Raw genomic sequence first — 12,580 nt, forward strand, 5'->3', positions numbered from 1 at the left:
AATTAGGTGATAAAGAATTGAAAGGCCTTTTCATTGAAAAGGCCTAGGTGAAAACTGGTTGGTGATTTTGCTGTTACATCACCTCTGTGATGGATACAATTTTTCCTCCTCTTGCATGGATGTACTTCATCTGGCTGGACATATCTTTTCCAGAGACGAGATAAGTGCTTCCAGCGGTGCGTTGTCTGGAGCGAGCGGTCTGGGCTGCCACCACAATCCTGAAGCGCTTCTTGGTCGGATCAGGCGCACCGGATTGAGTTCCGGTTCTGTTGATCCGTGTTGTGGTGGAACTCCACCCTCCAGGAACCATTCCTGTCGCCACTGAGGTGACTAAGGAAGAACTGCTCAATACCGTGTCGCTGGCAGCGAAGCCTTCAGCCAGCTTCAGATGCCGGTTGAAGGCAACCTGAGATCGGCCGTTTTCAGAGAGAATTCGAGCGAACGGCACTGTGTCTTCTCCGAACGTGCTCTGGTATTCCTCGGAATCCACATAGCTGCAGATTTCAGCTTCATAGCCTTGGTCAGCCAGGATTCTGGTGTGCTCACTGATTTCCGCCTGTGATTTGGGGGCACGGCCGAGGAAATGCTTGAAATTGAGTTCGATGAAGCGATAAGGGGCATTCGTCTCGAAGAACCGCTTTTTGTATTCAGCTGAAAGGCCAATTGCTCTGACAAATTCCCTGGTGCTCAGATAGCCATCAAGGAACTTGCTTTCCGCCGTGACAGATCTCTCGAACTCCATGAGGTGAGGATTGCCCATCACCTGCTTGTAAGAGGCGCGGATCAGTGCATTCAGTTGGTCTGCGGAATCGCCGGGACAGCGCTGATAGGTTTCCTGTTCCCGCTGACCAAGGCCGAAAAAGACATAGGCGTCACCACGCATCGGTGCCGAGTCCTTGCCGCTTGTGACGCCAGGTGGTCTGCTGATGATCTGACCCTTCGAGAAGGCGGTAGAGGGTCTGACACCGATGGCTTCGGAAGGACTGCTGATGCGAGGAGCATTCCCTGAAGCCATGCTGCTGGTCAGTGCACTGCTGCCGCCCCGTGCGCTGTCACTGCCTGCAAAGCTCTTCTGCAGTGCGGCAAGCATGGGGAATGCTGATGTCGCCAGGTCAGCAGGGGAACTCCAGGCGCGTGCGTAGGGAACAACATCACTACCGAAGACCTCAAGATATTCAGCGGAGTCAACAATGCTGTCGATTAACGCATCATGGCCATTCTGAGCCTGCAAAGTGATCTTCCCTGAGACTTCTGCCTGTGAGTGAGGTGCACGCCCGAGCAGATGTTTGAAATTCAGTTCAATTCCGCGTTGCGGGGCAACAGAGGAGAAGAAACGAGACTTGTAGAAACTCGACTTGGCAAGTCCTCTGATGAAGTTACGAACATCCAGATCGCCGTTGCGAAGCTGTGCTTCAAGTTCAACGCAACGCTCATAATCCATGACATGAGCGTTACCGAAGACCTGTCGATAGGCAGCTGCGATTACTTCGTTGAGCGAGCTGTCATCATCTGGGCTGTAGCACTCTGCAGTGACTCGGTGAGGACAATCCTCGTGGCTGCGAGGCCCCACGCCGATGCCCATCTGGTCGCAGGATTGCTTCAGAAATTCACCAATCGTGAGCGCGGGTTTTGGCTCAGCCTGCCCCTTTCTTTGAAAACTGACAGGAGACTTCCACTTGCTTTCAGCGCCGAATCCGTTTGAAGTTTGATTGGTTGCCATGGTTCTGATCGGTGAGGTTGTTTGCTGTGAATTTGTGTTGTTTGTTGGCTCTGAAGCGCTTATGTCACTGGAGTGATGCTTGCGATCTTTCCTCCTTCCCTGTGAATTCGTTTGAATTGCTCTGAAAGCTTGTCGAAAGGAACGTAATAGACCCGATTACTGCGTGTATATCGGGAAATACGTCGCACATTGTTGGCGCTGTAACCCGTGACTTCCACTCGGTAGGTCACTCCTTCCTGACCCGCGCCAGCTCCAAGGCGCGTTGGCGCATCCTGGAGGTTGCTGGCCGGACGGAAGCTCCAGCCCGTTGTCTCATTGGACGAGGGTGGAACCACCGGTAGTGGAAGGTTCTGATAGACCGCTCCACCGAGCTTGCTTCTGTTTCCAGCCAGGTCGCCTTTCAGGCTGCTGCTGCTGTTGCCTCGCAGAAGCTGGAAACTCCAAGTGAACTCCTGAAGAGTGGTGCAGCACTCTGTTTTCCATCCCCGCTGGAACGGAACCACCCATTCGCCAAATGCATTCTGGTAGTCGGCTGAATCCAGAAAACTGTCGATGTCAGCTTCATAGCCTTTGCTGTCCAGGCGCTCGGCGTGGGTGCGCATTTCCTGGAAATCTTCTGGTGCTCGTCCGAGGAAATGACGGAACGCCAATTCGATGTAGCGATATCTCGAGCATGTGTCGAAAAAGCGAGTGCGATACAGCTCGCTTTTGGCAATGCGCCGCACCAGTTCTCTGACGCTGATTTCGCCGATCTTGAACTGGGACTCTGCGACGATCTGGCGCTCGCTTTCCATCACATAAGCGTTGCCAAGCACCTGCTGATAGACCCGACGGATGATCTGCTCTTTCTTGGCGTCATCGTCGCCTGGTAGCAGCTCAAGGGGCGCTTCACTCTCGTCCGAGAAGCGTTCGACCCCCAATAGCGAGGCAGGACCGAAGGGCATGTAGTTTCTCGCATTATTCGCCTGCCTATCGTCAGTCAGAAGTGCCGTGCGCGAGCGGCTTCTTTATAAACCTCAATCAAGTGTGTCTAAATATTGCGTGACATGACAATCGCGTGCTGCGGGAAGGGGTTTGACGCAGATCAGAGGCTAATTCACGCCATCTTTTCGTTTTTGAGCGATTCGAGGCTTTTTCTCGCCGTGCTGCGTGTGAACGGGTTCCAGTGGTCCAGTTCCATGGCATCACGGCTGAGCAGGTTTTCGAGTTGATGATCAAGGCCTGTACATAGGCTGAAATCAGTTCCCTTGATGGATTCCACGCCTTCGAGAGCAGCATTTTCGAGGTTTGCGCCGCGGAAATCCGCCATGTCGAGTTGGCTGGTGCCAAAGCGTGTTCCCCTGCACATGGCTCCCCGCAACTTTGCATTGCGGAGATCAGCTCCAGCCAGAGAGGTTTCGTCGAGGATCGCACCACTCAGATCAGCTCCGCTGAGGTATGCGCCCATCAGGATTGATCGGCGCAGATCGACGCCCCTCAGATCGGCATTGTTTAAAAATGCTCCGTTCAACTTTGCGCCTGGACCGACAGCACCGCTTGCCTGAATTGAAAAATTTTCAGGAACACGTGTTCCTGAGTCGTAAATCGCCAAACGCAGATCGGCACCATTCAAGTTGCATCGACTCAGATCGCTGCCACGCAGATCGCATCGGCAAAGTAGGGCGCCGCTGAGATCATGTTCGCCAATGTCCAAATCACTCCAGTTGGCCCCCCTCGCATCAAATGTAGGTGGCTGATTGTTTTCTGGTCTTTTTGTTTCCGGTGCAGTCCACTGCCTGAGGTCAACAAATTCTGACGTCACAGTTCGACTACCTAGTCATGCTTGATGCGTATTTTACTCTTCTGCCAGTCTTTTTGAGACTGCCATCGCGATGACGATTGGGTCTCCGTAATGTGCAAACATTAAAAAGCACTGATATCAAGACCAGTGCTTTTAAGGAACGAATATCGACGAGTTGTTTTGGCTCGATGAGTCAGGTTTAGCTGCTCTGCTGAGACCAGGTTTTCGCATTTTTTGATTGGTACATTCTCTGGAATGCTCCGTAGTAAGGATCCTTAACGGCTTTGGAATACACGAAACCACTGACATCGAAGCCAGCGCCCGACTGTGAAATTCTGCGAGCGTTGGAGAACTCCATGACGAGCTGACTTCGCGACTCGATTGTTGTGTCAGAGGCAGCGTTGGCAGGAGTGACCCTGGCAAGATTTGTGAATGTGGAGCAATAGGCCCCAGCTGCTGACGTCCAGGCGCGAGGGTAGGGAACGGTATCAGTGCCGAAGACTTCCAGGTATTCGCCCGAGCGAGTGATCTTGTCAATTAGGGCGTCAAAACCATGCTCTGCAATCGTTGCAATTGCAGCGCTGACTTCCGCCTGGTTCACAGGCGGCCTGCCAAGAAGGTGTTTATAATTAAGTTCAACACCGCGAATTGGAGAAACGCTGCGGAAATACTTCTCTTTATACAAGTCTGATTTCGCAAGGCCCGCAACGAAATCTCTGACGTTGATTTCACCGTTGCTCAGTTGAGATTCCAGTTCAATACTGCGCTGGCTATCCATCGGTCCGAGGTTTCCCAGAACCTGCCTGTAGCTTGCCGCAATAGTTGTTGCTAACGCCTCACTCCCAGTGGCTGCATAGACCTCATTAACGCTGCTGAACGGACATTCGGAGTGAACCCTTGGTCCGATGCCGATGCCCATCGCAGAACATAGATTTTCCTTGTATTCATGAATGGTGATGCCTGCTTTGCCACTTCGGGGGAGAAAGCCGCCTTTCTCCGATTCCATGCGATAAAGATTGGTCGCAGTATTGGATTTTTGTTTTGCAGATTTGTCTCCGGAGTAAGAGACGCGGTACTGATCGGTGAAATCGCGTGTCGGCTTGATGACGACCATTACTGATCTGCGCGGAAACATCTGAGCAGACCTTAAACCCCTTCTCCTGTGAACTCCACCGGGCCTTCAGGCTTGCAACAAAATGTTTTCTGACAATGCTTTGAATTTCTTAATGGTATTCGTGCGATGTTTTTGCTGTCGGTTTTCCGGTTGCAAATTGCCGAATTTCTGACGGAGAGCCTGGAGGGCTTATGCGACAGATGAACGTAGCATTTAATCGGCGAAAGAAGGTTATGCCTCAGGCTTCTCAGGAGGAACTGACTGTGATTGGTGCCCGTTTGTCTTACTGATCGACGATTTGCCGACAGTTTTATGTATTCAGTATTGAAACTCAGCGAGTGCTATACATTTCTCCTGCAACAATCAGCAGAACTCGAATCAGTTCGAAAGCGCCAATAGCAGCCAGTCCCAGCCATGCTTTCTTGGCCCACTCTGGAGTCTTGATGTACGCGGGAACCAGTGTCTCGATTTCAATTCTGGCCTGCAGTTTCATGTCCCACTGGCGATCTCTCCAATCACTTCCATAACGAGGGAATTGCTGATAGATGGGCATTTCCCCGGTTGAAGCTCCTGGAATAATCCGTGCACGCTGGTTCGGTACATCGTCGTAGCCGAATGAGTCGAGATATTCCTTGCTGTCGAGCACAGCATCCACAAAACTGCTGAAACCCTTCTCTGCAATCAGGATTGACCAGCTGATTCGTTCGCTTTGTCCATGCACTTCTCGACCGAGAACACGGCCAACGACCTGGTCGACGAGTCGATAGTTTGTGCTGCAGGCCACGTAGCCTTCCTGAAAGCGTCTTGACAGCAGCAGTCCTCGAATGAAATCCCGCGTTGTGATGCTTCCATCGCGAAACTGGGATTCAAGATTCACGTCGCGATCGCATTTCATCGCGTGAAAGAAGATCTGGCGATAGGCCTGCTCGATCTGAGCGGCTCGATCTTCGCGGCTGGGGAACGTGGCGCGGGTGAGCTCAGACTCCAGGCCGCCCTGATTCCCGACACGGTTGTTTTGACTTGTGAGCGGGTAGTCGAGCAGCCGAAGCGCCATCCGTAGAAATGCTCAGTTGTTGTTGATCATTTTATGTCTGCTTCATGGTCTGACTGCTGCGTGCCGTCGTGTTCCTTCATCTCCTTGCGAATCATGTTGCAGATATGAGTCAGTGCGTCAGCCAGTGCTTCTGCACTTGATCCCGCTCCGAGTTCGGCGTATGTGATCACTGAGTGCTTTCGCAGCTGATCCAATGCCAGCAACAACGCCGGGACCGGAACATCGAGCAGTGCATAAAGCTCAGCGAGGCATCGCATCCCGTTGCTGTCTGTGATCTCAGATCGCCCTAAGGCTGTTCCGTAGATGCTGATTCTGAGAAAATGGAAGCAGTCTCGCCAGCAGGCTTCGGCCCGCTCTTTGGGGAACAATTTGCCACCAGGCTTCGTCAGATGCGGTTGCTGCTTCAGAAGATCTGAACGCGCCTGATCAACGAGTTCCGAGGTCTGGTTTTGCAGCGCTATCAGCGGAGCGGCATCAGCGCCTGACCAGTCACAGCAGAAACGGATTTCATCATCATCAAGAAGACGTTTTCCCTTGTCGGCATCATTGACCAGATTCCGGAGATGCTGCGGAAGGCTGCAATCCGTGCCGAGGCCGCAGACCTGCGAACGCAGTGCCAGTTCCTTGATCTGTGCTGCTGAAGCGGAGTTCAAGGATGAACCGAGCTGTTGGTCGATGAGATAGGAAGAATCGGGCAGGCTGTGAGCCAGCCATGGCGTTCCAGATAGAACGCCCATGCGATCTCGTTGCCAACCCCTGGACAGTGGCAGGGGATTGCCTCGGCAATTGGGTCGCTGACTCCAAGGCGCTTCAAGAGTTTGCCGACTTCGGCAGCAGAGTTGACAGCAGCGCTGCGGATTGCAGCTCCCACAACCCATGTGAGTCTGGTGGCCTCCAATGGGCAGGCATCGCTTTCGCAGGCCAGCAGCACGTTTCCAGGCTTGGCCATTGCGCTGAAGGTATCCCTCCAGAGTTGGAGGTCGTCCGGCTTCAGGTTGAGCCGCAGAATCTGATCTCCTACAGAATGAATCTGCTCTTTTTCAGCTCCTAGCCCCTCGATCCACGACGTGAGGCTGGCCTGTTGTGATCCTTCCATCGCTCAAGTCCGGCCTCGGGAACTGTATCCCTACTGTTCGGATTCGCTGGTGCTGATCGTTGGGGATGTCAACAGAAGACGTTCACGCCATCTGTGGGCAGCAGATCTGTTGATGCACCGGTGGAAACCGTCTTGAAGTGACCACTGCTGGACAACCCAGACACGATCGATACGATCGGGCCCTCACTGCTTGTGTCTCATGGCTGCAGCTGAAATCAATTCCGCGATGGTCCAGCAGCTCAGTCGTCAGCTGCATTCAGTCAGCGAAATCGCTGAGTCACTCACCTTGCGTTTGCTCGCCTTGGAGGAGCGTTTTGAACACGTCCATCAGCAGTCGACGACTGAGCTTTCAGATGATGAGCCGGATGAAGCCAGCAGACAATTGCTGAATGACAGTGGTGACCGTCTCAGACACCTGCGAGGGCTTCTTGATGAAGATTCTCCGAGTCAGGTGATTGAGCTGGTGTCCCCAACGGATGAGGAGATGCAGGATGCTCCGCTGGCAGATTCGATCTGCCCCCAAGAGGAGGCTGATGATGACGATGAGCCTGAGCCATCGGTGAACGAAACGGTTTATGTGGATGACCCGCAGATCGATCCTGCTCATGACGAGCTCGAAGAGCAGAGTGGAAATGATCAGATTGATCTGCTCAGTGCATGAGGTGTTGAGTTAAGTGCAACCCAGCGGATCAAAGATCAAGCAGGCGCACTCTGAAGCGAGCCACCTGTCGCGCCTGTTCCGGTTCTGATTGCACAAAAGGGTGATCGTTCAAACGAAGGATCACTGTCTCGATTTTTTCTTCGACGGATTTGTCGTCAAGCTCCCCTTGCTTCAGGCATTTTTTCCATGCCGGGTCAAACGCCATGGCAAAGCCATCAGGGTTGTTGAATTCTCGATCGTCGTTTAACGGTATTGGAATCAATGACCGATTCTGCTATTTGTCAGGATCCAGATTTGAACTAGAGGCGTTGCGACTATTGACTCTTTAGAACGTTCAAATTGGTCTTGCAGCGATCCAGAACTCGCCTTTCGGGCTTGTCTTCTTGCTGCTCCCCTACTGCTCCCTTACTTTTTGGTGTGTTGAGCAGCAGTGCTGTCACCCTCCTGAGGGATGGCGCCGGCCAAGGAATTCTATGTCTCGCTCGCTTCCCCAGGACTGGACCAACGGCACCCTGCACAGCCTCAATGTTGTGCGGGATCTTGGTGGTCAAGGAAAGATCGTTCACACTTCCCTCTCTGTGGTGCGTGTGAAACCAAGCGCCAGGAGCAGGAAGACCCAAAACCTCAAATGGCGTTTCCTTCCTGCGAAGAACGATGACCCCCGTCCGTTTGCTGGTCGGACCAAGCGTGGTCAGGGAAAGCGCCTTTACATCGAGGGCTCCTGCGGAACACCTGATCCGTGGGAAGCAGCAAAGGTCGCCATCTCTGCCTCCCAGGAAAAGTGGCAGCACTTACACAAAGAACTGGAGCAGCAGCAGGCTGAGCAGGATCTTGCTCTTTCGGTGTATTGGGAACGCTGGTTCGCCAGGGCAGAGCAGGAATCCCGGAATCAACGCAACCGCTGGTTGGCCGACAAGCAGAACCTATGGAAAGGAGCTAATGGTCTAGGTCTTCAACCCTGGGCGACCAACAAAAGTGTTGAGCGGATCAGCAGCAACGACTTTCTGGAGTTCTTTCTCATCGTTCGCAAGCATTGTGAAGCAACGGGGAACTCTGGAGCAGAGGCCAGGCGGAAATACGAAATCCTGATCCGCCATCTCTTCAAGGAAGCAAGGGCAGATTTTCCTGCGCTTACTCGCCCTGATTTTCCTGCAGTCAGGAGGCAGGTAAAATCGAAGAGACTCTCAGTTACTACTGAAGAAGGTATGTGAAGCAAAAGAAATTAATCTCTTGGTTTGCTTATCCAGGCTCGATTCAAGGGCTCTTGAGAAGTTCGATTCTGATTTTTTTATAGAAACATGCTGTTGATGATATCGCTCATTTCTTTTCGCCAGCGAATCGTGTTCTCCTGGTGTGATTGCATGATTTGAGTTGTCTCGAGGATTGCCTGCTGCGCTTTGTTGAACGAAATCAAAATGTCTCCTTTGTCTTTTAATGCATCCCTGTTGGTTTGATGCATCATGATTTGGTTTGCGGCATCGATTTCAAGCATCTCCAATTGACGCAGATTGTCAGAAGCATGCTTGATTGCATTGCGTGCGATCTCCAGTTTTTCTTTGATTTCCTGGATCATCAAATACTCATCGTCTGTCTCTAGTCTGTGGACCATGGTTGACTCCTTGGCTCGTGTTCAGGTATACAAAAGACCACTTGAACTGTGATGTTCTCAATATCCGCTAAATACTGACTGTGCAGTGTGCTTTGCTTGCTACTGACTTGTAGCAGATGTCTGAACAATCTCAAGTCTTAATTGCCAAGGCTCTCCATTTCTTTCAACAGAGCTTTGTTGAGTCGGTCATTACAGCCAGCAACCATTTGCGGGTAGATAGTGCCTTGCAAATAAGGTCTATATGCGGCAGTGCAGGCTTCTTGGGTTGCTTCTTTCCATTGCTTCAGAGTCTCTGCAGAGAGTTTCTTCTCAAGTGCTGCATCGGACTCTCGCAAGCTCTTGGAGGCGCACCATCTCATTTCGATGGTGTTCTTTCCTGGGCACTGAATGTCTGGTTGTTCTGCATTGGCTGGCATCAGCGGTATCAACATCAGCAGTGGAAGTGATCTCATGGTTGTTCTTGGACTTTCTCAAGCAAAGCATCCGCAGTGATTTGGCGAGCATCTGGGTTGGCGAATCAAGCAAACCCAACAGAGGTGCCGATGGCATTGTTCAGCGCGCTGCTGAACGCTGTTTGGAAGTGATGACTCGGATGGTCGAGGTGATAAGTCTTTTCTTCTCGGATCGCGCGATGCAATCAACCCTCCTCGGCAAACGCTGAACCGAGTGTTTGTTGGCTTTATTGGTCTTCCGTCTGTTGCCAATGTTTCGACTGGTTTCCAGAATGTATTGACTCTTTCCTAAAGGTTTTTTCAAGGCAAATATTGCACTCAGCTTTGCCAGTTTCTGCTCAGAAGACATGATCTTCAATTGTCATGCCAGCACTTTCCACCAGTCTGATGAGCTCGGCATCCTCGATCTCTTCGATTGCTCTCTCGTGGGTCTGTCACGCATCCTCCAGGTCGTTAAGAGTTTCGTGTTAATAGTCAGTTTTACCGTCTCTATAAGCAATTGAGTAACTCATATCTCTCATTGCAAATTGAAAGTGATGTTTTCTGGAGGCAAAGATGTTGTTTTTCTTAAGCCTCAATGTATTCAATCCAGTGTTCGAAAGCTCTTGCGGTTGGTGCCGACTTTGTTTCCAAGATTTCTCCATCTGCAGGTATTGAATCCTACAGCAATTGAAATTGCGGTTCTTTTTCCTTGGTGATGCCCATTCCCTTGGCTGTGACGGTAATCCCTATCAAGCCTATGTCGCAGATGGACTCCAGTCATCTTTAATCTTGATATCAATGGAAAGAGTCGGATGGATTTGCTTCAGCGAATGAGGGTTCTTGGCAGTTGTTTGGTTATCGCTGCCTATTTCATCACGCTCCATCTTGATGTTGTAACAGGCGTCGTTGTGCACCTTGCTGCAATGATGATCTCAGTTCCTTATTTCATTAAATCGAAGGCATGGGACGTTGTGATCATGATGTCTTTCCTGATGACGATAGGCTCTGGGAGACTGATTACAGCAGTGATCCCGTAACGGGATGCTTTGAGAGTGTCTGTTGTTAATGGAAGTCTTCAGGGATGAAATCAGTGCAGGGAGTTCCATCTTCATATGGTGCGACGGCAAGGAGTAGTGGTTCGTCCTTTTCGCACTGGCAGGCATACTTTTCTGCGGCAAGCTCTCTCTGACTTCCAACGATAGGAAGAAGGATGAAATTCAGTTTGGGTTTAAGTGGAAAACACCCGCCTATCAGATAGCTCCCGTCTTCATTGGGTTCTGCCTCTCCCGACTCCATTTTGTTGCACAAATTGTTAATAAAATGTCCAATGTATGCGGATGGAAAGAAGCAAAGAATCTCGGGAAATCCTTTCCTGCCTTGTCCAAGGGTGTAGACGAATTGAGGTTGTGCCTTTCCATCTTTAATCACGATATTTCCTTTCTCGTCTTCCATGGCGACAGCAACCAAAGAGCGCCCATGCTCACGAATCATCAATTCATGCCGAACTCTGAGCAGTTCCCATCCTCCACTTAGCGAATCTTTCAGATGCTGAAGCAATTCAATGCTCAGGTCATATGGGAAGCGAATTTTGTTGTCTCGCAGATCCTGGAGTTCCTTTTGAAAGGAGGTCATGGATGACATATCTGTTTCTCTTGATTGAAATGATCTTCAGTGCATCTGTGGAGAGGGATTCGAGGACGCCATCCATGGCGTTGATGCTCTAACGATGTCCATTCCAGTACTCAAGGATTGCATTCATTCCTGATTGATTTCCGCTGTCAGTGACAAGTCCCTTCACTTCTTCTTCGGTAATTGTCAAGCCCTCGTCTTCAGCAACAGAGATTACGCACCCCTCACACTTCGCGTCCTTCAATTTCTCTTGAAGACTTCTGTCTTCTTTAACTCTCTTTTCGAACTCTGTGAGGTGCTCGAGAGACACGGGCCACTGACTGCTTTCTCAGTTATAGCAAGTGTGGTTCTGGCAACCAACAGACTTTCATCAGTGATCTGAGATACCTTGTGGATCTGGTCGGTTATTTTTTCCTGTCGCTCAGGTTGATTGGAGTTCTATTTGACGGTTTTTCAATTTGAAGTTCACTGCTGCTGAACTTCCTGCCAAACTCAGTTGCTTAGATGATGTCTCCATGACTGAGCAGACAACTGCCTGTGAATATGTTTCCAGAGAGTCTGCTTCCGATCGTCAAGTGGATTGATCTCGTATATCCGCTATGGTTCTGCTGACCAGTAAGAAGTTGAAGAGTCAGCCTGAAAATTGGGGTCGATGTCTTCTTGCGATCGGTCATCAGGGAGATAAGCGATCCTTCCCATACCTGATTCCATCAGCGATGCAATTGAACCTGGACTCAGTTCAGCAATCCGAAGTCAAAATGCACGGCGGCTGGTGCTGAAGTACTCCTGGGTCTTTATCTTGGTGCGTTCCTGAAACGCCTACCGGTTCATCGACGATCGCAGGCATGTCGTCGTACCTTCCCCTTGGCGACAGCTCCAGTTTGTTGGGCGGGAAAGGGCAACGCTTTTGTGTTCTTTGAAGTCTGTCGCGCAGCGGTCAGGGGCGTTGTCTGAATTTTGTCTTTTCCTGTGTTGTGCAGATCACTTGCCTTGAGTGGTTCACCTGTCTAAACCGCCAATAGACCCGAGGAACGCAAGTCTGGGGAGACGGAGTTCTCATGGGTAGGGAGAGGGCAGAAATGCCCCCTTCCTTCATGGAGGTTTTGTTCCTTGTGAACTCACAGGGCGGTTATCACTGCCCACATGTGCCTGCGATGACCATTCATGGACCATAAAGTTTTTGGAGTTTTGCGTTTCTCATGACAGAAGAGAACCCCTCACAAACAGCGCCCAGTAAACAAAACAAGAAGGGGTGTAAGGGCAACAGAAAAGCGATGCTTGCTTACGGAGTGATTCAAATTTCTGCCACTGTTGTTTCTGCCATTTCCCTGGCGGCGATCGCTCTGGGGCTCTGTGCTGTGAAGCGGGAAAGTCAGGTGTTCAACGGCTGTGTCAACGAAGTGATTGCCGATGGCATGTCCAACGCTGAAGCGGTTCGCTTCTGTAACGGAGGGCGTCTCTGATTCAATCGAGACCTCTATCG

16 protein-coding genes are annotated in these 12,580 nt (G+C 51.0%); 3 read left to right on the forward strand and 13 right to left on the reverse strand.

Features of this window, described 5'->3' with window-relative positions; all coding sequences use genetic code 11:
- Window positions 1-73 precede the first annotated feature (73 nt).
- The 7 genes from SIB56_RS14035 to SIB56_RS14065 form a co-directional block, all read right to left on the reverse strand.
- The gene (locus SIB56_RS14035) at window positions 74-1,720 is read right to left on the reverse strand and encodes a phycobilisome rod-core linker polypeptide (protein ID WP_413324493.1); all 1,647 of its coding nucleotides are present in this window, start codon (window positions 1,718-1,720) and stop codon (window positions 74-76) included.
- Between the two features lie 59 nt (window positions 1,721-1,779).
- Window positions 1,780-2,664 (reverse strand): phycobilisome linker polypeptide, encoded by an 885-nt coding sequence (locus SIB56_RS14040; RefSeq protein WP_413324494.1) that lies wholly within the window; start codon window positions 2,662-2,664, stop codon window positions 1,780-1,782.
- Between the two features lie 152 nt (window positions 2,665-2,816).
- Window positions 2,817-3,521, reverse strand: coding sequence for a pentapeptide repeat-containing protein (locus SIB56_RS14045; RefSeq protein ID WP_413324495.1), 705 nt, complete (start codon window positions 3,519-3,521; stop codon window positions 2,817-2,819).
- Between the two features lie 178 nt (window positions 3,522-3,699).
- On the reverse strand, window positions 3,700-4,614 hold the full coding sequence (locus SIB56_RS14050; RefSeq protein WP_413324496.1) for a phycobilisome rod-core linker polypeptide: 915 nt from the start codon (window positions 4,612-4,614) through the stop codon (window positions 3,700-3,702).
- Between the two features lie 331 nt (window positions 4,615-4,945).
- Complete coding sequence (locus SIB56_RS14055; RefSeq protein ID WP_413324497.1) at window positions 4,946-5,668, reverse strand: phycobilisome rod-core linker polypeptide; 723 nt, start codon at window positions 5,666-5,668, stop codon at window positions 4,946-4,948.
- Between the two features lie 26 nt (window positions 5,669-5,694).
- Window positions 5,695-6,321, reverse strand: a complete 627-nt coding sequence (locus tag SIB56_RS14060) for a phycobilisome polypeptide (RefSeq protein WP_413324498.1) — start codon at window positions 6,319-6,321, stop codon at window positions 5,695-5,697.
- A complete protein-coding gene (locus SIB56_RS14065; RefSeq protein ID WP_413324499.1) occupies window positions 6,318-6,764 on the reverse strand; it encodes a hypothetical protein in 447 nt (148 codons plus the stop codon). The genes SIB56_RS14060 and SIB56_RS14065 overlap by 4 nt, the downstream gene beginning before the upstream one ends.
- 199 nt (window positions 6,765-6,963) lie before the next feature.
- On the opposite strand from SIB56_RS14065, the gene SIB56_RS14070 reads away from it, so the two are divergent.
- Window positions 6,964-7,425, forward strand: a complete 462-nt coding sequence (locus tag SIB56_RS14070) for a hypothetical protein (RefSeq protein ID WP_413324500.1) — start codon at window positions 6,964-6,966, stop codon at window positions 7,423-7,425.
- A 28-nt stretch (window positions 7,426-7,453) separates the two neighbouring features.
- Here the strand turns inward: SIB56_RS14070 and SIB56_RS14075 are convergent, their stop codons facing one another.
- Window positions 7,454-7,687 (reverse strand): hypothetical protein, encoded by a 234-nt coding sequence (locus SIB56_RS14075; protein WP_413324501.1) that lies wholly within the window; start codon window positions 7,685-7,687, stop codon window positions 7,454-7,456.
- Between the two features lie 211 nt (window positions 7,688-7,898).
- Here SIB56_RS14075 and SIB56_RS14080 point away from each other — a divergent pair, with 211 nt between their 5' ends.
- On the forward strand, window positions 7,899-8,636 hold the full coding sequence (locus SIB56_RS14080) for a hypothetical protein (protein ID WP_413324502.1): 738 nt from the start codon (window positions 7,899-7,901) through the stop codon (window positions 8,634-8,636).
- A 77-nt stretch (window positions 8,637-8,713) separates the two neighbouring features.
- Here the strand turns inward: SIB56_RS14080 and SIB56_RS14085 are convergent, their stop codons facing one another.
- From SIB56_RS14085 to SIB56_RS14105, 5 genes are all read right to left on the reverse strand, one after another.
- A complete protein-coding gene (locus SIB56_RS14085; protein WP_413324503.1) occupies window positions 8,714-9,034 on the reverse strand; it encodes a hypothetical protein in 321 nt (106 codons plus the stop codon).
- Between the two features lie 137 nt (window positions 9,035-9,171).
- Window positions 9,172-9,486 carry a DUF1311 domain-containing protein gene (locus tag SIB56_RS14090; protein WP_413324504.1) on the reverse strand — a complete coding sequence of 105 codons (315 nt, stop codon included), beginning with the start codon at window positions 9,484-9,486 and terminating at the stop codon, window positions 9,172-9,174.
- 100 nt (window positions 9,487-9,586) lie between these two features.
- On the reverse strand, window positions 9,587-9,835 hold the full coding sequence (locus SIB56_RS14095; RefSeq protein WP_413324505.1) for a hypothetical protein: 249 nt from the start codon (window positions 9,833-9,835) through the stop codon (window positions 9,587-9,589).
- Between the two features lie 695 nt (window positions 9,836-10,530).
- The gene (locus SIB56_RS14100) at window positions 10,531-11,100 is read right to left on the reverse strand and encodes a hypothetical protein (RefSeq protein WP_413324506.1); all 570 of its coding nucleotides are present in this window, start codon (window positions 11,098-11,100) and stop codon (window positions 10,531-10,533) included.
- Between the two features lie 88 nt (window positions 11,101-11,188).
- The gene (locus SIB56_RS14105) at window positions 11,189-11,407 is read right to left on the reverse strand and encodes a Nif11-like leader peptide family natural product precursor (protein ID WP_413324507.1); all 219 of its coding nucleotides are present in this window, start codon (window positions 11,405-11,407) and stop codon (window positions 11,189-11,191) included.
- Between the two features lie 889 nt (window positions 11,408-12,296).
- On the opposite strand from SIB56_RS14105, the gene SIB56_RS14110 reads away from it, so the two are divergent.
- Complete coding sequence (locus tag SIB56_RS14110; protein ID WP_413324508.1) at window positions 12,297-12,560, forward strand: hypothetical protein; 264 nt, start codon at window positions 12,297-12,299, stop codon at window positions 12,558-12,560.
- Window positions 12,561-12,580 lie beyond the last annotated feature (20 nt).

It is taken from the genome of Synechococcus sp. MIT S9503 (assembly GCF_047304175.1).
Lineage (GTDB): Bacteria > Cyanobacteriota > Cyanobacteriia > PCC-6307 > Cyanobiaceae > Synechococcus_C.